The organism is Pseudoduganella sp. LjRoot289, from assembly GCF_964252925.1.
Classification (GTDB): domain Bacteria; phylum Pseudomonadota; class Gammaproteobacteria; order Burkholderiales; family Burkholderiaceae_D; genus Rugamonas.
In genome coordinates, this window is the sequence record NZ_CAXUPN020000001.1 from 1,501,011 (window position 1) to 1,527,573 (window position 26,563).

The following is a 26,563-nucleotide window of genomic DNA, read 5'->3' on the forward strand; positions in this document are numbered from 1 at the left end:
GCTTAGACAGTCGGAATGCGTGTTGGTTCAATCGCCGTGCAAGCGTGCCCGCGGCGTATTAATTCTGGTTTGGGTGGCGTGTTTAAAGTATGCTGCTGTAATGCAAAACTTCTTCTTTCCTGGCCTGAAGTGACCGTAATGCGCAAACTGGCTGCCTTTCTAAAAAGCCTGATCAATATACGGACCTTGCTGTGGGGCATAGGGCTGTCATTGGCATTGTCGGTCGGCATGGTGCTGTACTCCAACGCGGCGCGCGCGGTGGAGGACGACGACCGCCAGCGCTTCGACAACCTGGCCCGCAGCACGCAGTACAGCATCTCGGCCCGCGTGAAGTCGTATTCGGACGTGGTGCGCGGGCTGGTGGCGCTGTTCCAGACCAGCGACGCGCTGAACCGCCAGCAGTTCCACCAGTACGTGTCCGCCCTGAACCTGCCGCAGCATTTCCCGGCCATCGAGGCGCTGAACTACGCCGTGCCCGTGGCCGACGCCCAGCGCGACGCCTTCGTGGCCGCCGTGCGCGCCGACCGCAGCCTGCAGCCGCAGGGCTATCCCGGTTTTGACATCAAGCCGCCCGGCCGGCGCGACCAGTACACCGTGCTGCTCTACATGGAGCCGGAAAAGATCATGGAGCGCTTCGGCGTGGACATCGGCGTCAATCCCGCCATCGCCCGTGCCATGGACCTGTCGCGGGACACCGGCCAGATCAGCGCCTCGGGCCAGCCGGTGGTGGTGAAGAAGCCGGTGCCGCACATTGGCCTGGGCATGCGCCTGCCGGTCTACAAGCGCGGCATGCCCATCCACGACGTCGCCAGCCGCCGCGCGGCCTATATCGGCTCGGTCGGCATCGGCTTCTCGGTGTCCAAGCTGGTGCAGGGCGCGATCGACGAGATGGCGATCCGCCAAGTGCACATGCTGCTGTACGCGGACAGTTCGACGGACGTGGAAAAGCGCCGCCTGAGCATCGAAAAGACCGACCGCCTGCTGTACAACGACAACGGCTCGATCGAAGCGGTGCCGGCCACGCCGGCCTATCCCGACGAGTACATGGAGACGGTGCTGCCGATCGACTTCAACGGCACGCTGTGGAAGGCGCTGTTCCGCGTCAAGCGCTCCGACATGCACACCGGACTGGACGCCTACTTCCCGTGGATCGCGCTGGCCACCGGCTTCTTCGTCACCATGCTGATCTACGGCTACCTGCTGACGCTGTATTTCTCGCGCCGCAACGCGGTGGAGCAGCGCTTGCTGCTCGACAGTGTGCTCAACAACGTGGACGCGCGCGTCTTCATGAAAGACCAGCAGCGCCGCTACATCTATGTCAACGCCAAGACGGCCGAGGTGATGGGGCTGCCGATCGAGGACATCATCGGCAAGAGCGACCGCGAGCTGATGCCGGCCGCCGATGCCGACGCCGCCTGGGCCGAGGAGCGCCAAGTGTTCCTGGACGGCGTCAAGCGCGCCGGCGAGGAGAGGTTCGTCGACCGCGACGGCGGCGTGCACCACCTGTGGACCGTCAAGGCGCCGGTGCGCATCGACGGCGACGTGGCCGCCGTGATCGCCCTGGCCACCGACATCACCGAGCTGCACAACCTGAAGGAACAGGCGCAGGCCGCCAACCAGGCCAAGAGCGACTTCCTGTCCAATATGAGCCACGAGATCCGCACGCCGATGAACAGCATCATCGGCATGGCGCACCTGGCGCTCAAATCCGTCACCCACCCCAAGCAGCGCGACTACCTGCAAAAGATCTACCACTCCGGGCAGCACCTGCTCGGCATCATCAACGACATCCTCGATTTCTCCAAGATCGAGGCGGGCAAGCTGGACCTGGAAGTGCTGGACTTCGCGCTCGAGACGCTGCTCAGCAATGTCGCCAACCAGCTGGGCGAAAGCGCGGCGCGCAAGGAACTGGAGCTGGTGTTCGAGATCTGGCCCGGCCTGTCGCACCAGTTGCGCGGCGATCCGCTGCGGCTGGAGCAGGTGCTGCTCAATTTCACCAGCAACGCCATCAAGTTCTCCGAGAGCGGCAAGATCTACATCCGCGCGCGGCCGGTCGAAGACCGCGACACGCACACCATGGTGCGCTTCGAGGTGCAGGACAGCGGCATCGGCATGAGCCAGGAGCAGGTGGACAATCTGTTCCAGTCCTTCCACCAGGCCGACACCTCGACCACGCGCCGCTACGGCGGCACCGGGCTGGGGCTGGTCATCAGCAAGCAGCTCGCGGAACTGATGGGCGGCAGCGTCGGCGTCGAAAGCCAGCAGCGGCACGGCAGCACGTTCTGGTTCACCGCGCGCCTGGCCAAAGGCACCAACTTCCTCGAACAAAGCCATGGCAAGGTGCTGCAGGCGGACGTGATGGCCACCATCAAGGGCGCCAGCATCTTGCTGGTGGAGGACAATATCTTCAGCCAGCAGGTCGGGCAGGAGTTGCTGGAGGACGCGGGCGCCACCGTCTGCATCGCCAACAACGGCAAGGAGGCCATCGATCTGCTGCTCAAGGAGCGCTTCGACTGCGTGCTGATGGATGTCCAGATGCCGGTGATGGACGGCTACGAGGCCACACGCCTGATCCGTGCCCATCCCAAGCTGACCGGCACGCTGGTGATCGCCATGACCGCCAACGCGGGGCGCGACGACCAGGCCCGCTGCATCGCCGCCGGAATGGACGAATTCGTCACCAAGCCGATCGCGCCCAATCTGCTGTTTACCGTGCTGTCGCGCTGGATGACGCAGCGCGCCGGCGAAAGCGGCCGGCCGGCGGCGATGGAAGGCCGGCCCCGGGTGTCGGCCGCGGCCGGGACCGAGACCCCGCCGCCGGCCGGACCGGTGCCGACCGCGCGTGAAGCCGGCGCCGCCGCTGCCGCCGCCGAGGCCATGGCGGGAACCGGCGCGCCGCCAGCGGCGTCCGGCGCAGCCTTGTTCGACATCAACGCGCTGGCGCAAACCTTTGGCAACAAGCAGGAGAAAATGCGCAAATACGCGCTGATGTTCCTCGACTCGGCGCGCGACGGCATGGTGGAAGTGAACCAGGCCCTGTCCGAAAGCGACTTCGCGCGCCTGTCCGAACTGGGCCACCGCATCAAGTCCTCGGCCCGCGCGGTGGGCGCCATGAGCTTCGCCGAACTGTGCCTCGCGCTCGAGCACCTGCCGGGCGATGCCACCCCCGCCGAGGCCCAGCGCATCGTCGCCCAGATGCTGCCGCTGCTGGAGACGCTCAAGGACCATATTGCCCAGGAATTGTCGGCCCAGGCGGCGGGATAGCGGGTTTACTGTCGCGCAGCGCACGCCGCTGGCGGTGGCGCCCGGTCTGGGGTGATAATACGGATCCCAGCGGCGCTCCCTGCGCGGCGTTCAGAAATTGACTATGGCATCCAGCATCACTCCCGGATTACTGATCTTGCACGGCAATCAGATGGAACTGCTGCGCGCGGCCGTGTTCCAGTGGCTGCGCAGCCATCCGCTGGAGCCGCTGGAGTCGGACATCTTCCTGGTGCAGTCGAACGGCGTGGCCGAGTGGCTCAAGATCGCGCTGGCCGAGGAGATGGGGGTGTGCGCCGCCAACCGCGTGGCCTTGCCCGCGCGCTTTCTGTGGGAGACCTATCGCGGCATGCTGGGCCGCGACCGCGTGCCGCGCATCTCCGCCTTCGACAAGGCGCCGCTGACGTGGCGCCTGATGCGCCTCCTGCCCACCTTGCTGGCGGACGAGGTGTTCGCGCCGCTGCGCCACTTCCTCGGCGACGGCGACCCGGAACGCCGCCTGCAGCTGGCCGAGCGCCTGGCCGACTTGTTCGACCAGTACCAGGTCTACCGCGCCGACTGGCTCGCCGACTGGTCCGAGGGCCGCGACATGCTGCGCACCGCGCGCGGCGAGCACGTGCCGCTGGCGCCCGACCAGCAGTGGCAGGGGGCCCTGTGGCGCGCGGTGATCGCCAGCGTGCCGGAACAGGAGCGGGGCCTGGGCCGCGCCACCGTCCACACCGAATTCGTGCAGGCCGCGGAGCGCGGCGCCGAACCGCAGGGCAAGCTGCCGCGCCGCATCGTGCTGTTCGGCGTGTCGGCGCTGCCTTACCAGACCTTGCAGGCGCTCGCCTCGCTGGCGCGCTATACGCAGGTGGTGCTGGCGGTGCCGAATCCCTGCCAGTTCTACTGGGGCGACATCATCGAAGGGCGCGAGCTGCTGCGCTCGTCGCACCGCCGCCAGCAACTGCGCAAGGGCGTGGACCTGGGCCGGATTCCGCTGGAGGAACTGCATGCCCACAGCCACCCGCTGCTGGCGAGCTGGGGCAGGCAGGGACGCGACTTCGTCCGCATGCTCGACGAGTTCGATACGGCGGCCAGCGATGCCGCGCAGGCGGCCCGGGGGCCGGACGGCGACGGCGACGGCGCCGTCGTTCCGCTGCGCGTCGACCTGTTCAGCGACGGCGAAGGCGACAGCTTGCTGGCGCAGATGCAGGCCGCCGTGCGCGACCTGCTGCCGCTGTCGGAGCACCCGCACACCCGGCCTGCCGCCGACGACCGTTCGGTCGAACTGCACGTGACCCACAGCGTGCAGCGCGAGGTGGAGGTGCTGCACGACCAGCTGCTGTCCATGTTCGCCGCCGCCGGGAAGAGCGGGCGTCCGCTGCGCCCGCGCGACGTGGTGGTGATGGTGCCGGACATCGACGTCTTCAGCGCCGCCATCCACGCCGTGTTCGCGCAGCACAAACGCAGCGATCCGCGCTACATCCCCTTCGAAATCGGCGACGTCAACGACCGCAGCGTCAATCCGCTGCTGGTGGCGCTGGAGTGGCTGCTGCGCCTGCCGCAGCAGCGCTGCCGCCAGAGCGAGGTGCGCGACCTGCTCGACGTCCCGGCGCTGGCCGCGCGCTTCGGCCTGGACGAGGACGATTTGCCGACGCTGGGCCTGTGGATAGAGGGCGCCGGCGTGCGCTGGGGGCTGGACCAGGAGCATCGCTCGGGCCTGGGCCTGGCGCCTGCCGGCGAGCAGAACGCCTGGATCTTCGGCGTGCGCCGCATGCTGCTGGGCTACGCCAGCGGCAAGGACACGGCGTTCAGCGGCATCGAATCCTACGGCGAGGTGGGCGGCCTGGACGCGGCGCTGGCCGGCTCGCTGGCGCAGCTGGTGGAAACCTTGCTGCACTGGCGCGCCTTGCTGGCGCAGCCGCGCTCCCCGGCCGCATGGGGCGTGCAGGCGCGCGCGCTGCTGGCGGCCTTCTTCAACGCGCGCGAGGAGGGCGACCGCCTGACGCTGGCGTTGCTGGACGACACGCTGAACCGCTGGCTGGAAACCTGCGAGGGCGCCGGCTTCGACGAGGCGGTGCCGCTGGCGGTGCTGCGCGAGTCCTGGCTGGGCGCGCTGGACGAGCCGACGCTGGACCACCAGTTCGTGTCCGGCGGCGTCACTTTCTGCACCTTGATGCCGATGCGCGCGGTGCCGTTCCGCGTGGTCTGCCTGCTAGGCATGAACGACGGCGACTTCCCGCGCCGCGCGCGCAAGGCCGACTTCGACCTGCTGGCGCTGCCCGGCATGGCCAGGCCGGGCGACCGCTCGCGCCGCGACGACGACCGCTACCTGATGCTGGAGGCGGTGCTGGCCGCGCGCGACAAGCTGTATATCAGCTGGGTCGGACGCAATGTGCGCGACAACAGCGAGCAGCCGCCGTCGGTGCTGGTGTCGCAGCTGTGCGACTACCTGAAGGCGGGCTGGGACGCGGAGCTGAACAGGACCGAACACGCGCTGCAGCCTTTCAGCCGCCGTTATTTCGAGGCCGGCGGACTGCTGACCTACGCCGGCGAATGGCGGGCCGCCCATGCGGACGCCGACGCCGATGCCGACGCCGATGCCGACGGCGCCGGCCCGGTCACGGCCGGGCTGCCGCCGTTCGAGCTGGACGAGAATTTCCGCCTGCGCCTGAACGCGTTGGCCAGCTTCATGCGCCAGCCGGTGCGCTACTTCTTCCGCCAGCGCCTGGGCGTGCTGTTCGCCGAGGCGGCGGTGGTGGGCGAGGACGAGGAACCGTTCGCGCTGAACGGGCTGCAGCGCTACCAGCTGGAGGACATGATGCTGGACGACAGCGGCGAGGCCGAAGCAATGGCCGACGTGCGCGCCAATCTGGCCGGGCGCGCCGAACAGCTGGGCCGTGTGGGTTTGCTGCCGATAGGCTTGATCGGCAAGCAGGAGCAGGCCAGGCTGGTCGACGCGCTGGTGCCGGTGCGCACCGCGTGGCTGAACCTGTGCGCCCGCTACCCGCTGCCCGCGCCCAAGCTGCCGGTCAGCCTGGCGTTCGGCGCGGGTGGGGACCGCATCGCGCTGGAGGACTGGGTGGACCAGCTGCGCAGCAACGGCAGCGAGAAGGTGTGGCTGGCGCAGATGTCGTCCAAGGCCGCCAGCAAGGCCAAGGACGAATACAAGGGCCGGGGCGACAAGCTGATCGCCATGTGGCTGCGCCAGCTGGCCGCCGCCGCGCAGGGCGAAACCGTCACCGGCTACCTGGTGGCGCGCGATGTGATCGTGAAGATGGCCCCGCTGGAACCGCAGGCCGCGCACGACACGCTGGAACGGCTGGTGGCGGTCTGGCGCGACGGCATGAACCGGCCGCTGCCCACCGCCTGCAAAACCAGCCTGGCGCTGGTGCAGGGCGGCGACCCGCGCGCCACCTACGACGGCGGCTTCGAAGTCAGCGGCGAGAACGAGGACCTGTGCCTGGCGCGCTTGTGGCCGGACTTCGCCGCGCTGGCGGGTGAGGCGGAATGGTCCGACGTGGCCAGGGAACTGTATGGGCCGCTGGCCGACTGGCTGGAGCAGCAGATAACGATAACGCCCATAGCAGGCGAGGATGAACAATGAGTTTGCTGGCACCACTGACTTTTCCCCTGCACGGCTCGCGCCTGATCGAAGCGAGCGCCGGCACCGGTAAAACCTGGACCATCGCGGCGCTGTACGTGCGCCTGGTGCTGGGCCACGGCGGCGGGCAGGCTTACGCGCGGCCGCTGCTGCCCGCCGACATCCTGGTGATGACCTTCACCCGCGCCGCCACGCGCGAACTGTCCAACCGCGTGCGCGAACGGCTGATCGAGGCGGCGGCGTATTTCCGCGGCCAGTCCGACAAGGTGGACGGCTATCTGGACGCGCTGCTGGAAGCCTATCCCTCGCACGAAGAACGCCAGCAGGCGGCGCACCGCCTGATGCTGGCCGCCGAGACCATGGATGAAGCTGCCATCTTCACCATCGACGCCTGGTGCCAGCGCATGCTGCGCGAGCACGCCTTCGACAGCGGCAGCCTGTTCGACGAGGAACTGGTGAGCGACGAGGGGGCCTTGTTCGAAGACGCGGCGCACGACTACTGGCGCCAGCACGTCTACCCGCTCAAGGAAAACACGCTGGAGCAACTGCTGCGCTGCTGGCCGGACGTGGAGGCGCTCAAACGCAGCGTGAAGGAGCTGTCCAGGCGCAGCGAATTCCTGGCCGACACCGGCGCAGCCGGTGCAGCCGCTAGTGCTGCCGCGCCGGCCGAGGCGCTGGACGCGCTGATCCTGCGCGTGCTGCGCGTGCAGCGTGCCCAGTTGCTGGAGCTCAAGGACGGCTGGGGCGAGCGCGCCAACCGCATGGAGCTATGGATCGCCCAGCAGCGCGAGGGCGCGCCCAAGTGCTTCAACGGCGTGAAGATGAAGCCGGAAAACCTGGCCAGATGGTTCGACGGCCTGCGCGCCTGGGCGCAGGACGATTACCTGGTGCTGCCGGAGATTTCCGACACGGCCTGGCGCCGGCTGACGCCGGACGGCATCGCCGACGCCTGCTCGAAAGGCTACAGTCCCGCCATCCCGGACGATTTCGACGCCATCGCGCTGCTGGCCGAAGGCTTGAAGGCGATCGAGCCGATGGCCCATCCGCTGTACCGCCACGCCGCCACCGCCATCGCGCGCCGCATGGCCGAACTCAAGCGGCGCACGCGCCAGTTCGGCTTCGCCGACATGCTGGAGCGCCTGCGCGCCGCGCTGCTGGGCAAAAACGGCGCCGCGCTGCGCAAGCGCATCACCGAGCAGTATCCTATCGCCATGGTCGACGAATTCCAGGACACCGCACCTATCCAGTACCAGATTTTCGACCTGCTGTACCGGGTGGCGGCCAACGATGCGGAAACGGGACTGTTCCTGATCGGCGATCCCAAGCAATCCATCTACGGCTTCCGCGGCGCGGACATCCACAGCTACCTGTCGGCGCGGCTTGCCACCGAAGGGCGCCACTACCAGCTCGGCACCAACTTCCGCTCGACGGCGGCCCTGGTGCAGGCGGTGAACCAGGTGTTTCTGCACGCCGAGGGCAGCGGCCAGCGCGAGGGACTGGCGCGCGGCGCGTTCCGCTTCCGCAAGCTCGATGGCAGCAATCCGCTGCCCTTCGACGCGGTGGGTGCCAACGGGCGCAAGGAAACGCTGGTCGGCGCGCAGGGGCAGGTCGAGGCGCTGATGGTGTCGTGCAGCCTGGCCGACGACATGAAGGCGGACGGCTACCGTGAATTCTTCGCCTGGCACTGCGCGGAACACATCACGGCCATGCTGAACGACCCGCAGGCGGGCTTCGACGGGCCGGACGGTTTACAGCGGCTGCAGCCGGCCGATATCGCGGTGCTGGTGCGCGACGGCAAGGAGGCATCGGCGATCCGGCGCGCGCTGCAGCGCCGCAAGGTGAGCAGCGTCTACCTGTCGGACAAGGACTCGGTGCTGGAAAGCGAGGAGGCGGCGGACGTGCTGCGCTGGCTGTCGGCGCTGGCCAATCCACTGGACGGCACGCTGGCGCGGGCCGCGTTCGCCACCCGCACGGCGGGCCTGGCACTGGGCGAACTGGCACGATTGTCGGCCGACGAGCTGGCGTGGGAGGCGCGCGTCGAGCAACTGAAGGCGCTGCACGTCGTGTGGCAGCGCCAGGGCGTGCTGGCCATGCTGCGCCGCTTCATCCACGAGCTGAACCTGCCTGCCGCCCTGCTGCAGGAGGCCGGCGGCGAGCGGCGCCTGACCAATCTGCTGCACCTGGCCGAACTGCTGCAGTCGGCCAGCCGCCACCTGGACGGCGAGCAGGCGCTGATACGCTGGCTGGCCGAGCAGGTCGAAGGCGGCGGCGAGGGCGGCGACGAGCGCGTGCTGCGGCTGGAGAGCGACGCGGAGCTGGTGCAGGTGGTCACCGTGCACAAGTCCAAGGGCCTGGAGTATCCGCTGGTGTACCTGCCGTTCGCGACCACGGCGCGCAAGGTGGACCGGCGCAACCGCAGCTTCTTCGAGTACACCGGCGAAGACGGCCAGCGCCGCATCGACATGTCGCTGTCGGACGAGGCGCTGGCCGCCGCCGAGGCGGCGCGGCTGGAGGAGGACTTGCGCCTGCTGTACGTGGCGCTGACGCGGCCGCGCCATTTCCTGTGGCTGGGCGTGGCGGCACGCGGCGCCAGCGCGCTGCACGATTCGGCGCTGGGCTATCTGCTGACCGGCGGCGAGCCCTTGCCCGGCGCCGAGCTGCTGGTGCGCTGGGAGCAGGTGCGCGGCGACTGCGCGGCGATCTCGGTGCGCGGGCTGGAAGCGGCCGGCGCGTTGACCGTGCTGAACCGCGTCGAACAGCGCCCGCAACTGGTCGACGCGCAGCGTTTCGAGGGAGACTTCGAACGCGACTGGTCGGTGGGCAGCTTCACGTCGCTGGCGCGGCGCGGCAACGCGCCCGGTGCGGCCGGCTATGCGGGCAATGCCGGCGGGGCCGGAAACGCGTCCCATGCGGCGGCGGCACCGGCACCAGGCCACGCCACCGCGCACCCTGCGCCCGGCAACGCGGCTGCGCGACACGCTTCCCAAGCGACTCAGGCGTCCCAAGCGCCCCACGTGTCCACTGCGGGCGCGCCGTCCTTGCCGGGATCTTCCGCCTCGTGGGCCGGGCCGGGCGCGCCCTCGGGGCCGAGCTACGTGCCGCGCAGCTCGGCCGAGGAAAAACTGCTCGAAGGGCTGGACGCGCCGGCCGCCACGCGCACCGAGGACGCGCCGTGGCACCGTTTCCCGCGCGGCTCCGTGCCGGGCAATTTCCTGCACGAGCAGCTGGAATGGATGGGACAGGAAGGCTTCGGCGAAGTGCACGACGCGAACTTCGACGCCCGGCTGCTGCGCCGCATCGAGCGCGCGGGCTGGGCCAACCGGCAGGAAGACACGGTGGCCTGGCTGCGCGCCATCGCCACCACCGACGTGCCGCAACTGGGTGCGGCCCTGTGCGAGTTGACGGCCGTACTGCCGGAGATGGAGTTCTGGTTCCCCAGCGAGCGCCTGAGCACGGGCGCGCTGGACCGCCTGTGCCGGCGCCACTTGCTGCACGGCGTGGCGCGGCCGGCGCTGCCGGAGCGCCAGCTGCACGGCATGCTGAAAGGCTTTGCCGACCTGGTGTTCGAGCACCAGGGCCGCTACTGGGTGCTGGACTACAAATCGAACGCGCTGGGTGCGGGCGACGCCGCCTACCACACGCAGGCGCTGGCGGCCGGCATGGCCGAACACCGCTACGATATCCAGGGCGCGATCTATATGCAGGCGCTGCACCGGCTGCTGAGGAACCGCATGGGCGAGGCCTACGATCCGGCGCAGCATCTGGGCGGCGCCATCTTCTTCTTCCTGCGCGGCATAGGCCATGCGCCAACGCGCGGCTGCTATCTGCTGGAACCGGAGCCGGACCTGCTCAACGGGCTGGATGAATTACTGAACGAGGCGCCACAGCTTGAACAAGATCATTAAACCCGGCCCTGCCGCCGCTGCAGCCGCACAGGACCAGGCTGCCATATTGCTGGCGCAGATAGACGCGCTGACCGAAACCGGCCAACTGCGTCGCCTGAGCGGCGCCTTCGCGCGCTTCGTGGCGTCGCTGGGCCACAGTTCGCCGCCGCTGATGCTGGCCTGCGTGCTGCTGTCCGAGCTGGAAGGGCGCGGCCATAGCTGTTTGCTGCTGTCCGAACTGGCATCCGACCCGCGCGCCCTGCTGGGCTGGAGCGAGGAGGACTGGAGCGGCCTGCGCGCTGCCGCCGGCCCGCTGCCCAAATCGGCCAAGGCCTGGAGCGCGCTGCTTCATACTTGCGACCAGGTGTGGCCGGTAAACGACCTGGACTTCCAGCAGCCGCTGGTGCTCGACGGTGAGCGGCTGTACCTGCGCCGCTACTGGCGCGACGAGACCACGGTGGCGAAGGCGGTGCGCGCGCGCGCCGCCGCACCGCGCTTGGTGGACGTGGGCCGCGTGCGCCACTGGCTCGACATCCTGTTCGACCACGCGCCGCGCGAGGGCGGCCCGGACTGGCAGAAAATCGCCTGCGCGGTGGCTTTGCGCGGCAACCTGGCCATCATCACCGGCGGACCCGGCACGGGCAAGACCTACACCGTGGCGCGCTTGCTTGCGCTGCTGTTCGCCACGGCCGGCGGAACAAGGGTGGACGTGACGAACGCGGCCGCCGTGCCGGCTGCGGGCGGCTTGCGCATCGCGCTGGCCGCGCCGACCGGCAAGGCGGCCGCGCGCCTGAAGCAATCGATCGACAATGCGCTGGAAGACCTGGCGCTGCGCGTGCCGGACCTGCAGCTTCCGGAACTGGCGGCCCGCATGGGCGCAGCGCGCACCCTGCATAGCCTGCTGGGCGCGCGGCCGGACACGCGCAGCTTCGCCCACCACAAGGGCAATCCGCTCGACGTCGATGTGCTGATCGTCGACGAGGCGTCGATGGTGCACCTGGAGATGATGGCGGTGCTGCTGGACGCGCTGCCGGACCACGCGCGCCTGATCCTGCTCGGCGACAAGGACCAGCTGGCGTCGGTGGAGGCGGGCGCCGTGCTGGGCGACTTGTGCCACGACGCGCAGGCCGGCAACTACGACGCGGCCACCGTCGGCTACGTGCTGGAGGCGACCGGGCAGGACATCCCGGCCGGTTTCCAGGGCGCGTCCGGTGCGCTGGCGCAGCAAACCGTGATGCTGCGCGAGAGCCGGCGCTTCGGCGGCCCGATCGGGCAGCTGGCGCTGGCCGTCAACGCCGGCGACGCGGCCAGGGCGCGCGCGGTGCTGGGCGCCGACAGCGGCGGCAAGCTGGCCTGGATCGATCCGGCGCAGCAGTCCGACGTGCTGCAGCTGGCGCTGTCGGGCCGGGCCGGCGCGGGCGGCGGCTATGAAGGCTATCTGCGCCTGATCAAGGCAGGGGGCGCCGACGGCGGCGAGCCAGGCGGCGGCGAGGCGCACGGCGCCTGGGTGCTGGCGGTGCTGCGCTGCTTCGAAGGCTTCCGCATCCTGTGCGCGGTGCGCGAGGGGGAGTGGGGCGTGACGGGGTTGAACGAGGCGATCGAGCAGCGCCTGGAAGCGGCCGGCCTGCTGCGCCGGCGCGGCGAATGGTATGTGGGGCGGCCGGTGATGGTCACGCGCAACGACTACGGCACGGGCGTGTTCAACGGCGATATCGGGCTGACCTTGCCCGATCCGGCGCGTCCCGGTTCCTTGCGGGTGTACTTCAGCGAGGGGGCAAGCGTGCGCAGCGTGCTGGCGACGCGGCTGCGCCAGGTCGAAACGGCGTTCGCGATGACGGTGCACAAGTCGCAGGGGTCGGAATTCAGCCACACGGTGGTGGTGCTGCCGCGCGAGGGCGGCGCGGTGCTGGCGCGGGAGCTGGTCTACACCGGCATCACGCGCGCCAGGGAATTCTTCACGCTATGCACGCCGGCGGCCGCGGTGCTGGATCTGGCGATCGCGCAGCGCACCCAGCGCGCCAGCGGCTTGCGGGGGCTGATCGGCGTGTAGTTGCGGCGCTTGGCGGGTTACGCGGGCGAAGCCCGCTAACCCGCCCTACGAGGCGCGGCGGCGGCGCGGCTGCTTGGCGGCCGGGGCCTTCTTGCGGCTGGAGGCGCGCATCACGCGCGGTTTCGGCTCTTCTTCGGCGCCGGAAATGAAGCGGCGGATGTTGAAGGCGTCCATCAGGCGTGCGGAACTGGCGTTGGCGTTCAGCAGCACCAGCGTGGCGTTCTTGCCGGCCGATTTGATGCGCATGATCAGGCAACGGCCCGCTTCCTCGGTGTAGCCGGTCTTGGACATGCCGATGTCCCAGCCCTTGGCGCCCACCAGGCGGTTGGTGTTGTGGTATTCGACCTGGCGGCCCTTGATGTTGATGATGTCCTTGGTGTCCGTCGTCATGCGCCGGATCTCTTCGTACTTGCCGGCGGCGGCCGCCATCTTCACCAGTTCGGCCGCCGTGGACTTGTTGTTCGGCGACAGGCCGGTCGGCTCCTCGATCACGGTCTGGGTCAGGCCCAGCGCGCGGATCTTGGCGTTGACGGCAGCCTTGAAGGCCGGCATGCCGCCCGGGTAGGTGCGGCCCAGCGACGCGGCGGCGCGGTTGTCCGAGGACATCAGCGCCAGTTGCAGCACGTCGCCGCGCGGGATGGACGCGCCCACCGGCACGCGCGACGTGCTGTGCTTGATCATGTCGACGTCGACCTTGTCGATTTCAATCAGCTCGTCCATGCTCTGCCTGGCGTCGAGCACCACCATGGCGGTCATCAGCTTGGTCAGCGAGGCGATGGAGACCACGGCGTTGGCGTTCTTTTCCACCAGGATTTTGCCGGTGTCGTCCTCGACGACCAGCACCGATTGCGAGCCGAGCGGCATCGCCATAGCGGCGGCGCTCAAGGACATCAGCAGGGCAGCTACTGTTTTCTTGATCATTTTTTGTCTTCGGATAGGGTATGGAGGGCGAAAACGGCGGGACAGAAGATTACTATCTGTGCGGCAACGTTCCCCTAGAGTCGACAATACAGGAAATCGGGTAACTCGTCTATTGAATGTCAGCTGCCTGCATCAGTTGGAACGAAAAAAGCCCCGCAGTGTGGCCTGCGGGGCTTTGCTATCGGGGAAACTGCTTACGTAGTGCCTGCTTGTAGCGCCTATTTCGTCGCGTAGATCTTGTCGAACTCGCCGCCGTCGTCGAAGTGCTTCTTCTGCGCCGCGCGCCAGCCGCCGAACACCTTGTCCACGCTGAGCAGCGTGATCGGCTTGAAGGTGGCCGCGTACTTCTTGGCCACTGCCTCCGAGGTCGGGCGCAGGTAGTGCTTGGCCAGGATTTCCTGGCCGGCATCCGAGTACAGGAAGTTCAGGTAGGCGGTCGCTTCCTTGCGCAGGCCGCGCTTGTCGACCACCTTGTCGACCACGGCCACCGGCGATTCGGCCAGGATGGAGACGGCGGGGTAGACCACTTCGAAATTGTCGCCGAACTCGGTGCGCACCAGCTGCACTTCGTTTTCAAACGTCACCAGCACGTCGCCGATCTGGCGCTGGGTGAAGGTGGTGGTGGCGGCGCGGCCGCCGGTGTCCATCACCGGCACGTTCTTGAAGATCTTGCCGACCAGTTCGCGCGCCTGCGCTTCATTGCCGCCCTTGTGCAGCACCGAGCCCCATGCGGCCAGGTAGGTGTAACGGCCGTTGCCGGAGGTCTTGGGGTTGGGGATCACCACTTTCACGTCCGGCTTGGCCAGGTCGGCCCAGTCCTTGATCTGTTTCGGGTTGCCCTTGCGAACCAGATAGACGACGGTGGAGTAGAACGGGGCGGCATCGTGCGGGAACCTGGCTTTCCAGTCGGCCGCCACCAGGCCGCGATCGGCCAGCAGGTCGACGTCGTTGGCCTGGTTCATGGTCACCACCGACGCTTCCAGGCCGTCGGCCACCGAGCGCGCCTGCTTGGACGAGCCGCCGTGCGACTGGTTCACCGTGACGGTCACGCCGGTCTTCTTCTTGTAATCGGCGACGAAGGCCGGGTTGATGTCCTTGAACACTTCGCGCATCACATCGTAGGAGACGTTCAGCAGCACCGGCTCGGCGGCGTACGCGGTGCCGGCCAGCGGCAAGGCGGCCGCAGCCGACAGCGCTGCGGCGAGGAAGAGGCGGCGCGGGAAATTACCTGGGGCTAATACGGATATCTTCTTAGACATTGTTGGCTCTCGTAAAAAACGTATATGCATGGTCTATAATTTGCGCCGCAAAAGATACGAATTTTTTGTAATATGCTTAGACGGCCGCAGGCTTGCATAGGGCGGCGCGGCGCATCCCACGAGTTTTTTCGTGCTGGTGTATAGTCGGGCTGTGCGCCGGGCGGCGGGAAACATTTTTTGAAAACACATGAGTCTTGAAATCCGTATCGCAGCACCCGACGACGCTTTTGCGGCGTGCAACGTGCTGCGCCGCTCCATCACCGAGTGCTGCGAGCTCGACCATAAGGATGACCCGGCCATCCTGGGCGCGTGGCTGGGCAACAAGACCCCGCAGACCGTGGCGAGCTGGTTCGAGTCGCCCACCAATTACTGCCTGGTGGCGCTGCGGGACGGGGAAGTGATGGGCGTGTCGCTGCTGACCGGGGCCGGCAAACTGGCGTTGTGCTATCTGCTGCCCGAGGCGCGCGGCCAGGGCATCGGCAAGGCCATGCTGGCCAAGGTGGAGGAAACCGCCTGCAACTGGGGTGTGAAAGCGGTGCAGCTGCACAGCACGGCCAGCGGCGAGGCCTTCTTCGCCAGCCAGGGCTACATCCGTTCAGGCCACGTGCGTTCGCCGTACGGCGTGGACACCATCTTTTTCTGGAAACAACTCGACCGCAGCGCCGAGCCGGACGCCAGCCAGCGCAAGCGTTTTTGCAACTGCAACTCCGCCTGATCCCCATGCCCGAAATCACAGTCGCCCGCCAGGACATCTTCCCGACCACGCTGTGGTCCTTCGACCTCGCCTTTCTGCAGGACCATTTCCCGTCCTGGCTGAACGCGGTGCGCCAGTGGCGCGCAGCGCAGCCTCAGCCGGCCGGGCGCGGCGTCCGCCAGCGCTGGAACAGCGCCGCCACCTTGTTCGACGAGCCGGTGTTCGCGCCGCTGCAGGAGGCGGCGCAAGCGTGCTTCGGCCAGGCGCTGCAGGAGATGCAGCTGCCGGGGGCGATACGGTTCCGCATGGAGGCGTGGATAGACCTGCATGAGCAGGGCGGCTTCACGATGCCGCACGTGCAGCCGAACCGGCTGCTGAGCGGCTGCTTCTATTTGCAGTTGCCGCCGGAGTCCGGGCCGCTGCTGTTCCGCGATCCGCGTCCGGGCGTGCTGCTGGGGCAGGTCGCCGGGCGCGGCGCCAACGGCGGCGGCCTGACGGCGGCGCAGCCGGGCGCGGGCCAGCTGCTGGTGTTTCCAAACTGGCTGGAACAGCAGATCGAGCCGCATCCCGCAGCGGCGCCCCGCATCGTGATCGGCATCAACGCGCTGGCAGCCTAGTCAGCACGTGGCGCAAGCCGGGCTGGCCGCCGCGTATGCGGCGCGGCCGCCGTGCGCTCGCAGCGCGGGGCCGTCCAGCAGCCTGCCGTCCACGAACATCTTCAGCTCGCCAGGCAATATATGCGCATGCGCGGCCCGTTTCGGGTTCGTTATCCGAAAAACGCATAAGAAACGGTGAAACGATTCCTTCTTGCTGTGCCCTCGCTCGGATAATCTGCCGATATACACAGCAGCCTGGAGCAACCAGCATGAGTTTTCCCGTACTGAACCACTATCTCGCCCGCCTGTCCGACCAGGACGGCGCCACCACCAGCATCTGGCTGGACCAGCAGGGCCGCGCGCAGGGGCGCTTCTTCAATTGCACCATGACCAGCGCTTTCCAGCCGGTGCGCGAGTTGGACGACGGACGCGTGGTCGCTTACGAGGGCTTGGCGCGCAGCGTGTCGGCCGCCGACCAGGGGCTGTCGCTGTGGCGCTTGCTGGACCACGCCGCCAGCGACGATGAATCGATCGAACTGGACCGCCTGTGCCGCATGCTGCATGCGATTAACTTCTTCCGCCAGGAGGGGGCAGAGGAGTCCGCCGGCAGTCCCGACCTGTACCTGAACGTGCATGACCGGCTGCTGAGCGCGGTCAGCAGCAACCACGGCTATGCCTTCCAGCGCATCCTGGACGCGCTGGGCTTGCCGATCGCCCGCGTCGTGCTGTTGCTGCCGCCGGTGACGGCGCAGCAGGGCTGGCTGCTCAATTATGTGGCGGACAATTACCGCCGCAACGGTTTCCGCTTCGCCGTCAGCGCGGCCAGCGCGCGGGAGGGGCTGCAATTGCTGCAGCGGGTAAGGCCGGATGTGATCCGGATCGATGCGCGCGCATTGGGCCAGCCGGCCAACCCGGGCGGTTCGGGCGGCGCGGGTGGTTTAAGCGGCCTGGATGGCGCGGACGGGATACTGGCCCTGCTGGAGCAAGCCCGCCAGGCGCAGGTCAGCGTGGTGTTCAAGCGGCTGGAGACGCCGCAGTCGCTGGCGCTGCTGCAGCGCATCGGCACGGCGGCCGGGCAGCCGTTGCTGGCGCAAGGCTTCCTGCTGGATGCGCCGCGCGCCGCGCTGCTGGGCGAGCCCGCGGCCGCCGTGCGAGCTGCCGCCGCTTAAGGTTTTCTTAAACCTGCGCCACACTCTTAAAGAGGTTTCTCAACTTCCCCTGCTATGCGCTATAGTAATCATCATCGTTATACTGGAATTGCTATGGCTACACGCAGGGATTTTTTACAGACTGGACTCGGCCTGACGGCTGCCGGTTTTATCGGTGTTCCACTGGTCGGTTGCGCCGCGAAGGCCGAGACGGTGCGCCACGCCAAGGCGCCCGTCAAGCCGGCCGCCGGCCCCGCCAGGATCGCCAAGGCGCCGGCTTCGGCGCCCGCGCCGGCCGCGGAAGCGGCGGCCGCGCCCGAGACCGGGATGGAACCGCCGCCGGACATTTTCGATGCCCAGCTGCTGGACCTGGAGTTCTGGCTCAAGCCGCGCACCCTCACCATCACGCGTCCGGCCAGCGGCGAGAAGGCCAGCCTGCTGTACTGGAAGGACGGCGAGATGATAGACGCGGCCTACCAGGAGCTGTGCCACCTGCTGCGCGACGTGAACGGCAAGGAAACCGCGGCGATCGACCCCAAGCTGCTCGAAACGCTGTGGGGCACGCAGGCTTTCGTGGCGCGCTATGGCATAGAAAGCCCGGTCGAAATCCTGTCGGGCTACCGCACGCCGGCTTCGAACAAGCGCCTGATCGAGCAGGGCGTGCCGGCCGCGCGCCAGTCGCTGCACATGCTGGGCCGCGCGGCCGACGTGCGCATCCCCAACCTGAACGCCGAGGTGCTGGGCGGGCTGGTGCGCAGCTTCCGCCAAGGGGGCGTCGGCTATTACTACCGCAACACGGCGCAGGGCGGCTGGATCCACGCCGACACCGGCTTGAAACGGACCTGGAAAGGCTGACGTATTCGTGACGCCGGGTTACACTGCCGGATTGTTTAGCTATACCGACAGGACACCCATGCAGGACGCAGCAAGCGACACTAGCAACCCCGCAGCAAACAACAGCGAGGCCAAGCCGCGTTTCCGCCCCGTGCCCTGGACCGGGCTGGAGAGCCCGGGCGACGTCGAGCTGTGGATCGAAGACCACAACCTGGCGCTGAAGGAGCACATCGGCCCCAACGAGACAGGCTACGGCGTGTGCTTCAACCTGGCCGCCGGCGGCACCATCCATCTGCAGACCAGCGCCGACGGCGCCATCATCCTCGACGTCGACGCCGACGCCGAATGGGTTGCGCCCCTGCTCGCGGCCATCGCCCAGGCCGAGCCGCCGCAGGGCGCGATGTGGGTACTGCCGGATGACAAACTGATCCAGCTCATCATGGGGCTGAGCAGCCTGATCGCCAGCTCCATCCTGGTGGTGGGCCACAATTTCGGGCGCGGCCAGCGCCGCCGTTACTAACGCAAGGATAAGCATGTACACATTTCGACCGTCTTTGAGAACGGCTGCGGCGCTGCTGCTGGCCGTATCCGTGCTGCAGGCCTCCGCGGCCTCGGCGGCGGACTTGCTGGCCACCGTCAAGGCGCGCGGCAGCGTCAAGGTGGCGCTGGAGGGCACTTATCCGCCCTTCAACTACAAGGACCAGAAAACGGGCGAACTGGCCGGTTTCGACGTCGACGTGGCCAAGATGCTGGCCGCCAAGCTGGGCGTGAAGACCGAATTCGTGACTTCGGAATGGGCCAGCATCCTGGCCGGCCTGGCCGCCGGCAAATACGATGTGATCGTGTCCCAGGTGACGGTCAATCCCAAGCGCGAGCAGGCATTCGACTTCTCGCTGCCGTATGAGTATTCGATGCCGCAGCTGGTGGTGCGCAAGGACGAGAAGGCGCAGTACAACACGCTGGACGACTTGAAGGGCAAGCGGCTCGGCGTCGGCCAGGGCAGCGTGTACGAGATGCAGGCCAAGGCGGTGCCCGGCATCGAGGTGCGCAGCTATCCGGCGGCGCCGGAAAACCTGCGCGACCTGGCCGTGGGCCGGGTCGACGCGGCGCTCAACGACAGCCTGATGACGGCCTATCTGCTGAAGACCTCGGCGCTGCCGATCAAGGCCGGCGCCAAGGTCGGCAAGGTGGAGCGCGTGGCGGCCGCCTTCAAGAAGGGCAACCCCCAGTTCAAGGCCGCCATCGACAAGGTGCTGGCCGAGGCCGCCGCCGACGGCAGCCTGAAGGCCATTTCGGTGAAATGGTTCGGCGTGGACGTGACCAGGGCGCCGTAGAGCGATGGCGTTGTTTGAACTGCTGAAGGAGGCCGCCCCGCTGATGCTGACCGGCGCCGGCTACACGCTGGTGTTTGCGCTCGCCTCGATGGCGGGCGGGCTGCTGCTGGGCTTTCCGGCCGCCGTGGCGCGCATCCTGCCGTGGAAGGTGCTGGCCTGGCCGGCCGCGCTGTATGTCAGCGTCATGCGTGGCACGCCGCTGCTGGTGCAGATGTTCGTCATCTATTACGGACTGCCCAGCGTCGGCATCGAATTCACACCGGTAACGGCGGGCATCCTGGCGCTGAGCCTGAACGCCGGCGCCTACCTGTCCGAGAGCCTGCGCGGCGCCATCCTGAGCGTGGCGCAGGGCCAGTGGTGGGCCAGCTACAGCCTGGGCCTGGGTTACTGGCGCACCTTGTACCACGTGGTGCTGCCGCAGGCGCTGCGGGTGGCCGTGCCGTCGATGAGCAATACCCTGATCAGCCTGATCAAGGATACCTCGCTGGTGTCGGTCATCACCATGACCGAGCTGATGCTGACCACCAAGGAAGTGATCGCCACCACCTTCCAGCCGCTGCCGCTGTACTTGGCCGCCGCCGCCATCTACTGGGCCATGAGCCTGGCCTTTGAAACCCTGCAGCGCCGCGCCGAGCGCCATCTGAACCGGGCGCACGCGCGCTGAGACCCAGGCCCGGCGCGCGGCCGTTTCGCGGCGCTGGAAGGCGGCCCGCGCTTCGGCGCGCAAGGGCGTCGTCGAGCCCGGGCTCGATGCAACACATCGCCGGCGCGGGGTGTGGCGCGCTCGACATTGTCATAAGGGCATGCTAGGCTAGACTGGCGACCGATAGCGACCAAGGGTGACATGGATAAGGATCTGCAAGCTCCGGCCGCCGAGGCCGACGAGGCCGCGCCGGCGATCGGCCCCGTGCTGGGCGGGCTGGCCGGCTTGCGCGCCCGGCACGCGCTGGTGGCCACGACGGGCGGCCTGGCCGGACCGGACAGTGCCGACGACGGCGGCGGCGACGGCCAGCCGCTGACGCCCGCGCGCCTGCGCTACGAGCAGGAGCAAGCCTATTTCAACGACATCTACCTGCTGGCGCCGGTCGGCTACTTCGTGCTGGCCTTCGACACCACCTTGCTGCAGTTGAACCTGGTGGGCGCGGACTTGCTGGGCCTGCCGCGCGCCAATCCGGCGCGCGCCAAGCTGCGCGACTACGTTGCGCCGCGTTTCCAGGCCGATTTCGACGCCTTCGTGCGCATGTCGCTGAACACCGCCGAGCCGCAGCGCTGCGACCTGCAGATGACGCGCGGCCGCCCCGGCGACCCGGGCTTCGCCGCCACGCTGCGCGCCAGCGCCGACGGCAGCGGCCAGGCCTGCCGCGTGGTGATGGAGCTGGCCGAAGGCAAGCTGGCCGCGCTCGAGCGCAGCGAGGAGCGCTTCCGCCGCATCGTCCACAGCGCCGAGGAGGGCATCTGGGAGATCGACGCGCAGTCGCGCACCTCCTTCGTCAACCCCAAGATGGCGCGCATGCTGGGCTACGCGATCGAGGACATCATGGACCAGCCGCTGACGGCCTTCATGGACGAGGAGGGACGCGCCATCCTCGAGCGCAACATCGCGCGCCGCCAGCAAGGCATCGCCGAGCGCCACGAGTTCAAGTTCATCCGCAAGGACGGCGCGGCCTTGTGGGCCACGCTGGCCACCAATCCCATTTTCGACGCCGAGGGCGCCTACCTGGGCGCGCTGGCGCTGGTGAGCGACATCACCGACAGCAAGGAGTCGGCCGACCTGGTCTGGCACCAGGCCAATTTCGACACGCTGACGGCGCTGCCGAACCGCCACATGTTCCAGGACAGGCTGGGCCAGGAAATCAAGAAGGCCAGGCGCGAGGACACGCTGCTGGCGCTGCTGTTCATCGACCTCGACAAGTTCAAGCAAGTCAACGACACCATGGGCCACGACCAGGGCGACGCGCTGCTGGTGGAGGCGGCCGTGCGCATTGCCGCCTGCGTGCGCGCCTCGGACACGCTGGCGCGGCTGGGCGGCGACGAGTTCACCGTAATCCTGTCCGGCCTGGACCAGGTCGCCAGCGCCGAGCGCGTGGCGCAGGACATCATCCGCACCCTGGCCGAGCCGTTCGCGCTGAGCGCCGGCAGCGCCCTGGTGTCGGCCAGCGTCGGCATCGCCTTCTTCCCGTCCGACGCGGACCAGCCGGATGAACTGCTGCGCCACGCCGACCAGGCCATGTACGCGGCCAAGAGCGCCGGGCGCAGCCGCTACAACTATTTCACGCCCGACCTGCAGCTGGCCGCGCAGCAGCGCCAGCGCCTGGCGGCCGACCTGCGCAACGCGCTGGGCGCCGGGCAGTTCGAGCTGCTGTACCAGCCCATCGTCAACCTGGCCAGCGGCGCGGTCGAGCGGGCCGAGGCGCTGCTGCGCTGGCGCCACCCGGAGCGCGGCCTGCTGCGCCCGCAGGACTTCGTGCCGCACGCCGAGAGCAGCGGCCTCATCGTCGAGATCGGCGACTGGGTGTTCCGCCGCGCGGCCGACCAGGCCAAGGCCTGGCAAGGCGAACTGGGGCGCGCTTTCCAGATCAGCGTGAACCAGTCGCCGGTGCAGTTCCGGGGCGACCCGGCCTGGTGCCAGGGCTGGCTGGAATACGTGGCCCAGCTGCGCCTGCCGCCGCGCAGCATCGTCATCGACGTGCCCGAGGGTGTGCTGCTGGACGGCGCGGCCGAGGTGCTGCAGCGCTTGCGCAGCTACCGCGAAATGGGCTTGCAGGTGGCGCTCGACGATTTCGGCACCGGCTACGCCTCACTGACCCATTTGAAAAAATTCGACATCGATTTCCTCAAGCTGGACCGGGTTTTCGTGCAGGACATGGCGGGCGACTCGGGCGATCTGGCGCTGTGCGAAGCCATCATCGTGATGGCGCACAAGCTGGGCCTGAAGGTGGTGGCGGAAGGCGTGGAGACGGCGGCGCAGCAGGCGCTGCTGGCGCAGGCCGGTTGCGACTATGCGCAGGGTTATGCGTTTTCGGAGCCGCTGCGGCCCGAGGAATTCGCCGCCATGGCGCGCCGGGGCGTGCCATTGCTGGCCGGCTGAAGCCGGGCGGCAGGGTCGTCGGGGGATGAAGCCGGGGCCGTGATCAGCGCAGGCCCAGCAGGGCCATCACGCGTTCGCGGTTGATGCCGGTCAGCGCCGAGGTCAGGCTCAGCAGCGACGCGTAGCTCGGCTCGTTGGCGGCCGTCACGAAGTTCTGGGCCGCCTGGTCCATGCCGGCCGCGCTCACCTGCGGCATGGCCGACACGGCGCGCGCGCTGGCGTCGCTCAGGGCCAGGTTGACCTTGGCCAGCGCAGCTTCCACGTGGTTCAGCGCCTGGATCACCTGGCTCAAGGTCTGGCGGATTGCTTCGGCGTCGCTGGTGCTCCAGGTTTCAGGCGCGATGGCGGGCGGTTCCGGCTCGGTGCGCACGCGGTGCAGCTGGCCGGTGGGGAAGCGGATGCCGCCGCCCTGGATCGCCATGGTGTCGCGCACATTGGCCCAGGCCGATTCCGGCACGGCGAATTCGAGGTCGCCATTGTCGCCCAGGCCGACACTGATATTGACCGGGGTCAGCGCCTGATTGAAGCGCTGCAGGATTTCCTCGTCCGACAGGCCGGGGCCGAGCGCCACAGAGCGCAGGCCGGCTGCGCCGCCGCCCACCGCAATGGCCAGCGTTTCGCGCGCGCCGCTGCGCAGGTTGGCCATGTTCAGGCCGCGCACCTTGAAGCGCTGCATGGATTGCTGCGGGTTATAGCCGAGCTGGCTGTCCAGGGTGCCGCCCGAGGCGTCCTGGCGGCTGCGCCAGGTGTCGCTGAACTGGCGCACGCGCGCTTCGACCTGGCCGTCGCGGCCGGCGCGGCTGGCCAGTTTGGCGCTCAGTTCGGCTTTCAGCATGCGCAGCTGGGCCGCGCTCTGCTCGAGGAAATCGACCGCCTGCTGGGCGCCCGAGATGTCGCTTTGCAGCCCGCCGTCCAGGTTGCTCACGCCGCGCCGCGGCGCCGGCGCGGCGCCGGTGGCGGCGGGTGCGGGCGTGCCGACCGGCGCCGCCAGGGTGGTCTCGTCGACCTTCCCTGCGGTGCTGGCATTGCCTGCGGCAAGACCGGATGAACTGGGGCGCGGAGCGATTAACATGCGTTTTTTACAGAACGTTGAACAGGGACAGGTTGCTTACCTTGGCGTAGGCTTTATAAGTCGATTGTAATGCGATATTGTAACCGTTGAGCTCGGTGGCCGCGACACCGTAGTCCAGCTTGCCGATATCGGACAGCGCCATCTGGTTCGACAGGCTGACATTGCTGTGGTTGTCCTTCAGCGTGGCCAGCACGTTTTGCGCGCCGCCGAAGGCGGCGATCTTGCCGGCCACCAGGGTCAGCGCGTCGTCGGCGCCCCCCAGGTTGGCCGTCAGCAGCGCGCGCATGGTCGGGTCGTTGGGCGACACGCCGGCCACCTTCAGGCCGTCGAGCGTGGCGTCGATCTGGTTCAGGAAGGTTTCCACGCCCTGCACGTCGACGTTGGCGGTCTGGGCGATGCCGTTGCCGACCACCACTTCCTGGCGCCCGTTGTTGCCGGTGTAGGCGTAGCGCGAGCCGATCGCGGCGGTGGCGTCAAAGGTCAGCGCCTGGGTCGCGGTCTCGGTGCCGGAGAAGATGAACTTGCCTTCCTGGTCCCTGACGTTGGCGCTGTAGAGGATGCTGTCGCGCAGCGATTCGAGCGATGTGACCATGGACTGCAAGTCGTCCGGCGTGGTGCTGCCGCCGTCCAGCGCCCACACCATCATGTCGCGCACCTGGGTGGTGTCGCGCACCACACTGCTCAGATAGGTTTCGTTCTTGGCCAGACGGATCTGGACCGCGTCGATATTGGTGCGGTACTGGCCGACGATGGCTTCCTCGCGGTTCAGGCGGGAGATGCGCACGTTCGAGACCGGGTCGTCGGACGGCACCTGGATGCGGGCGCCGGACGCCATCTGCGCGTTCAGGCGCGCCAGCATGTCCTGGTTCATCTGCAGCGAGCGGTTCATGGTGGCTTGTGCCTGGGAAGTAGCGATGCGCATGGCGGCCTCGTTAGTTGAACATCGCCAGCGTGGCGTCGAACAGGTTGTTGGCCACGGCGATCACTTTCATGTTCGCCTGGTACATATTCTGGAATTCCACCAGGTTGATCGCTTCCTCGTCCTGGTTCACGCCGCTGGTCGACTTCCAGTCGTCCTCGGACTGCTGGCGGATGGTGGTGGCGGTCTTGAGCAGGGCCTGGTTCTGCTGGCTGTCGATGCCCAGCTTGCCCACCAGCTGGGTGTCGGCGTCGCCCAGCAGCACGCTGCCGATGGAGGTCAAGGTGATGGGCTGGTTCTTGATGTCGATCAGCGCCTGCAGATTGGCGCTGTCGCCCGGCGTGCCGTCGGACGAGAAGGCCAGGTCGTTGGCCTGGAAGGCCGGGTCGATCTGCAGCATGCCGGTGGTGCTGGCCGAATTGAAGTTGAACAGCGGGATGCCGGGATCGCCGGCCGGGTCGGTGCCGGCCATCAGCTGGGTGTTGATCTTGTCGGCCATCTGCTCGGCCATGTCTGCGATGGACTGCTGCAGCGGCACCAGGGTGTTCTTGTCGTAGTCGGCCAGGCCGCCCAGCTGGCCTCCGACCTTGGTGTCGTCCAGGGCAAAGCTGGACTGGCCGAAGGTCAGCGTCAGCACCGGGTCACCGGCCGTGTTGGCAATGCTCATCTTGCCCGACAGGTTGCCCACCACTAAAGGCTGGCCGCTGCGCAGGGACACGCTGCGCGAGCCGTCCGGCTGGTCGATCACTTCGATGGACACTATGGACGCGAGCTGGTCGATCGCCATGTCGCGTTCGTCGACCAGGGCCGAGGTATTGGTGCCCACCGCGCCCGCGCCGGCGATACCCTGGTTCAGGCGGGCAATATTGGCCACGGTCTGGTTCAGCGCCGGCAGCAGGGCGTCGCGCTGCTGGCGTACCGACAGGCGCTGGTTGCTGGTGACGTTGTAGATGCTGTTGAAGTGCTGCGACATCGAATTGGCCGCCGTCACCACCTGCTGGCGCAGCGGCGTCGAGACCGGGTCCACGCCGGCCGCATTCAGGGCCTTGAAGAACTCGTCGATACCGTGGCTCAGGCTGGACTGGTCGTCGCCCATGACGCGTTCCATCTGCGATAGATAGGGCTGGGTCTGGCTGTGCGCGCCCAGTTCGGATGCGGCGCGCCACATCTGCTGGCTCTTGTAGGAATCGGAAAAGCGCAGCAGGCCGCCGATCTCCACGCCCATGCCGGCAGTCTTGCTGCCGAGGCCGGGCGCGACCGCGTTGAGCTGCACACCCTGACGCGTGTAACCTTTGGTTTGCAGGTTGGCAATATTCTGGCTGGTGGCGTTCAATGCCGCTTGGGCGGCGTTCGAACCGGACAGCGCGTTGCTGAGTATGCTCATTGTTGCTGGTCTTTCCAGGTGATGGCTTGGACCAGTTGCTATAAAGCATTCTTCACTGGTCCGTTAACTGATACAGGCGACCACTTTCGACGTGGGATTAAATGGATTTGCTAATATTTGTGGCGGGTGCTTGTAAAGGCATGGGCGCGCCCTGCGGATGCGGCGCCACCGGGGCGGCGGAAGGCAGCAGCTGGCGCAGGATGGCGTCGGCCACGCCGAAGGCGCGCTGGCCGGCCATCTGGTCGGCCACCAGGTTGTCGGCCATGTCCAGCATGTCGCTGTTGATGCTGTCCTTGCGCTCGTCGTCCGCCTTGAGCGCGTTGACCGAGCTGCGCATGCGGTGCAGCATATCGCCGATGAAGAAGGATTCGAACTTGACGGCGGCCTCGGTGGCCTTGGCGCGGTAGTGCGCGTCGGCCGGGTCGAGCGGTTCGGCCTGGTTGGCCGCCACCGGGGCCAGCCCGCCGGCCTTGGGGTCGGGCGCGATGTCGAGCTGGCGCGGCAGGATGGGGGCGAAACGGTCCATGGCGGCT

18 protein-coding genes are annotated in these 26,563 nt (G+C 67.9%); 12 read left to right on the forward strand and 6 right to left on the reverse strand.

Annotation, left to right across the window (positions count from 1 at the left end):
• The first annotated feature begins 138 nt into the window (after positions 1-138).
• The 4 genes from ACSQ8Y_RS06530 (at position 139) to recD (ending at position 12,781) form a co-directional block, all read left to right on the forward strand.
• Positions 139-3,264 (forward strand): CHASE domain-containing protein, encoded by a 3,126-nt coding sequence (locus ACSQ8Y_RS06530; RefSeq protein ID WP_436265644.1) that lies wholly within the window; start codon positions 139-141, stop codon positions 3,262-3,264.
• A gap of 103 nt (positions 3,265-3,367) precedes the next feature.
• The gene (gene recC / locus ACSQ8Y_RS06535) at positions 3,368-6,850 is read left to right on the forward strand and encodes an exodeoxyribonuclease V subunit gamma (protein ID WP_436265645.1); all 3,483 of its coding nucleotides are present in this window, start codon (positions 3,368-3,370) and stop codon (positions 6,848-6,850) included.
• Complete coding sequence (recB, locus tag ACSQ8Y_RS06540; protein WP_436265646.1) at positions 6,847-10,752, forward strand: exodeoxyribonuclease V subunit beta; 3,906 nt, start codon at positions 6,847-6,849, stop codon at positions 10,750-10,752. Before recC ends, recB begins: the two co-directional genes overlap by 4 nt.
• On the forward strand, positions 10,745-12,781 hold the full coding sequence (gene recD, locus ACSQ8Y_RS06545; protein WP_436269769.1) for an exodeoxyribonuclease V subunit alpha: 2,037 nt from the start codon (positions 10,745-10,747) through the stop codon (positions 12,779-12,781). Before recB ends, recD begins: the two co-directional genes overlap by 8 nt.
• Before the next feature lie 45 nt (positions 12,782-12,826).
• On the opposite strand, the gene ACSQ8Y_RS06550 is transcribed toward recD, so the two are convergent.
• Together ACSQ8Y_RS06550 and ACSQ8Y_RS06555 are read right to left on the reverse strand one after the other, a co-directional pair.
• Complete coding sequence (locus tag ACSQ8Y_RS06550) at positions 12,827-13,702, reverse strand: serine hydrolase (protein ID WP_436265648.1); 876 nt, start codon at positions 13,700-13,702, stop codon at positions 12,827-12,829.
• A 218-nt stretch (positions 13,703-13,920) separates the two neighbouring features.
• Complete coding sequence (locus ACSQ8Y_RS06555; RefSeq protein WP_436265649.1) at positions 13,921-14,961, reverse strand: sulfate ABC transporter substrate-binding protein; 1,041 nt, start codon at positions 14,959-14,961, stop codon at positions 13,921-13,923.
• A gap of 187 nt (positions 14,962-15,148) precedes the next feature.
• On the opposite strand from ACSQ8Y_RS06555, the gene ACSQ8Y_RS06560 reads away from it, so the two are divergent.
• The 8 genes from ACSQ8Y_RS06560 (at position 15,149) to ACSQ8Y_RS06595 (ending at position 22,655) form a co-directional block, all read left to right on the forward strand.
• On the forward strand, positions 15,149-15,676 hold the full coding sequence (locus tag ACSQ8Y_RS06560; RefSeq protein ID WP_436265650.1) for a GNAT family N-acetyltransferase: 528 nt from the start codon (positions 15,149-15,151) through the stop codon (positions 15,674-15,676).
• Positions 15,655-16,272 carry a putative 2OG-Fe(II) oxygenase gene (locus ACSQ8Y_RS06565; RefSeq protein ID WP_436265651.1) on the forward strand — a complete coding sequence of 206 codons (618 nt, stop codon included), beginning with the start codon at positions 15,655-15,657 and terminating at the stop codon, positions 16,270-16,272. Before ACSQ8Y_RS06560 ends, ACSQ8Y_RS06565 begins: the two co-directional genes overlap by 22 nt.
• A gap of 248 nt (positions 16,273-16,520) precedes the next feature.
• Positions 16,521-17,420 carry an EAL domain-containing protein gene (locus ACSQ8Y_RS06570; RefSeq protein WP_436265652.1) on the forward strand — a complete coding sequence of 300 codons (900 nt, stop codon included), beginning with the start codon at positions 16,521-16,523 and terminating at the stop codon, positions 17,418-17,420.
• Positions 17,421-17,513: 93 nt separating this feature from the next.
• The gene (locus ACSQ8Y_RS06575; protein WP_436265653.1) at positions 17,514-18,254 is read left to right on the forward strand and encodes a DUF882 domain-containing protein; all 741 of its coding nucleotides are present in this window, start codon (positions 17,514-17,516) and stop codon (positions 18,252-18,254) included.
• A gap of 58 nt (positions 18,255-18,312) precedes the next feature.
• Complete coding sequence (locus ACSQ8Y_RS06580) at positions 18,313-18,753, forward strand: hypothetical protein (RefSeq protein WP_436265654.1); 441 nt, start codon at positions 18,313-18,315, stop codon at positions 18,751-18,753.
• A 13-nt stretch (positions 18,754-18,766) separates the two neighbouring features.
• The gene (locus ACSQ8Y_RS06585; RefSeq protein WP_436265655.1) at positions 18,767-19,567 is read left to right on the forward strand and encodes a transporter substrate-binding domain-containing protein; all 801 of its coding nucleotides are present in this window, start codon (positions 18,767-18,769) and stop codon (positions 19,565-19,567) included.
• 4 nt (positions 19,568-19,571) lie between these two features.
• Positions 19,572-20,231 (forward strand): amino acid ABC transporter permease, encoded by a 660-nt coding sequence (locus ACSQ8Y_RS06590; RefSeq protein WP_436265656.1) that lies wholly within the window; start codon positions 19,572-19,574, stop codon positions 20,229-20,231.
• A 180-nt stretch (positions 20,232-20,411) separates the two neighbouring features.
• Positions 20,412-22,655, forward strand: coding sequence for a putative bifunctional diguanylate cyclase/phosphodiesterase (locus ACSQ8Y_RS06595; protein ID WP_436265657.1), 2,244 nt, complete (start codon positions 20,412-20,414; stop codon positions 22,653-22,655).
• A 43-nt stretch (positions 22,656-22,698) separates the two neighbouring features.
• Here ACSQ8Y_RS06595 and ACSQ8Y_RS06600 read toward each other — a convergent pair whose 3' ends face one another.
• The 4 genes from ACSQ8Y_RS06600 to ACSQ8Y_RS06615 all read right to left on the reverse strand — a co-directional run bounded on the left by ACSQ8Y_RS06600 (position 22,699) and on the right by ACSQ8Y_RS06615 (position 26,556).
• The gene (locus ACSQ8Y_RS06600) at positions 22,699-23,727 is read right to left on the reverse strand and encodes a hypothetical protein (protein ID WP_436265658.1); all 1,029 of its coding nucleotides are present in this window, start codon (positions 23,725-23,727) and stop codon (positions 22,699-22,701) included.
• 7 nt (positions 23,728-23,734) lie between these two features.
• The gene (flgL, locus tag ACSQ8Y_RS06605) at positions 23,735-24,649 is read right to left on the reverse strand and encodes a flagellar hook-associated protein FlgL (RefSeq protein ID WP_436265659.1); all 915 of its coding nucleotides are present in this window, start codon (positions 24,647-24,649) and stop codon (positions 23,735-23,737) included.
• Between the two features lie 10 nt (positions 24,650-24,659).
• Complete coding sequence (flgK, locus tag ACSQ8Y_RS06610) at positions 24,660-26,030, reverse strand: flagellar hook-associated protein FlgK (protein WP_436265660.1); 1,371 nt, start codon at positions 26,028-26,030, stop codon at positions 24,660-24,662.
• 97 nt (positions 26,031-26,127) lie between these two features.
• Entirely contained in the window at positions 26,128-26,556 is a 429-nt protein-coding gene (locus ACSQ8Y_RS06615) for a rod-binding protein (RefSeq protein WP_436265661.1), read from the reverse strand.
• Positions 26,557-26,563: the final 7 nt, after the last annotated feature.

Excerpts from the sequence above, each read along its gene's own strand:
- ACSQ8Y_RS06530 (WP_436265644.1), top strand. The coding sequence starts at position 139 with ATGCGCAAACTGGCTGCCTTTCTAAAAAGCCTGATCAATATACGGACC.
- recC (WP_436265645.1), top strand. The coding sequence starts at position 3,368 with ATGGCATCCAGCATCACTCCCGGATTACTGATCTTGCACGGCAATCAG.
- recB (WP_436265646.1), top strand. The coding sequence starts at position 6,847 with ATGAGTTTGCTGGCACCACTGACTTTTCCCCTGCACGGCTCGCGCCTG.
- ACSQ8Y_RS06550 (WP_436265648.1), bottom strand. The coding sequence starts at position 13,702 with ATGATCAAGAAAACAGTAGCTGCCCTGCTGATGTCCTTGAGCGCCGCC.
- ACSQ8Y_RS06555 (WP_436265649.1), bottom strand. The coding sequence starts at position 14,961 with ATGTCTAAGAAGATATCCGTATTAGCCCCAGGTAATTTCCCGCGCCGC.
- ACSQ8Y_RS06560 (WP_436265650.1), top strand. The coding sequence starts at position 15,149 with ATGAGTCTTGAAATCCGTATCGCAGCACCCGACGACGCTTTTGCGGCG.
- ACSQ8Y_RS06570 (WP_436265652.1), top strand. The coding sequence starts at position 16,521 with ATGAGTTTTCCCGTACTGAACCACTATCTCGCCCGCCTGTCCGACCAG.
- ACSQ8Y_RS06575 (WP_436265653.1), top strand. The coding sequence starts at position 17,514 with ATGGCTACACGCAGGGATTTTTTACAGACTGGACTCGGCCTGACGGCT.
- ACSQ8Y_RS06580 (WP_436265654.1), top strand. The coding sequence starts at position 18,313 with ATGCAGGACGCAGCAAGCGACACTAGCAACCCCGCAGCAAACAACAGC.
- ACSQ8Y_RS06585 (WP_436265655.1), top strand. The coding sequence starts at position 18,767 with ATGTACACATTTCGACCGTCTTTGAGAACGGCTGCGGCGCTGCTGCTG.
- ACSQ8Y_RS06590 (WP_436265656.1), top strand. The coding sequence starts at position 19,572 with ATGGCGTTGTTTGAACTGCTGAAGGAGGCCGCCCCGCTGATGCTGACC.
- ACSQ8Y_RS06595 (WP_436265657.1), top strand. The coding sequence starts at position 20,412 with ATGGATAAGGATCTGCAAGCTCCGGCCGCCGAGGCCGACGAGGCCGCG.
- ACSQ8Y_RS06600 (WP_436265658.1), bottom strand. The coding sequence starts at position 23,727 with ATGTTAATCGCTCCGCGCCCCAGTTCATCCGGTCTTGCCGCAGGCAAT.
- flgL (WP_436265659.1), bottom strand. The coding sequence starts at position 24,649 with ATGCGCATCGCTACTTCCCAGGCACAAGCCACCATGAACCGCTCGCTG.
- flgK (WP_436265660.1), bottom strand. The coding sequence starts at position 26,030 with ATGAGCATACTCAGCAACGCGCTGTCCGGTTCGAACGCCGCCCAAGCG.
- ACSQ8Y_RS06615 (WP_436265661.1), bottom strand. The coding sequence starts at position 26,556 with ATGGACCGTTTCGCCCCCATCCTGCCGCGCCAGCTCGACATCGCGCCC.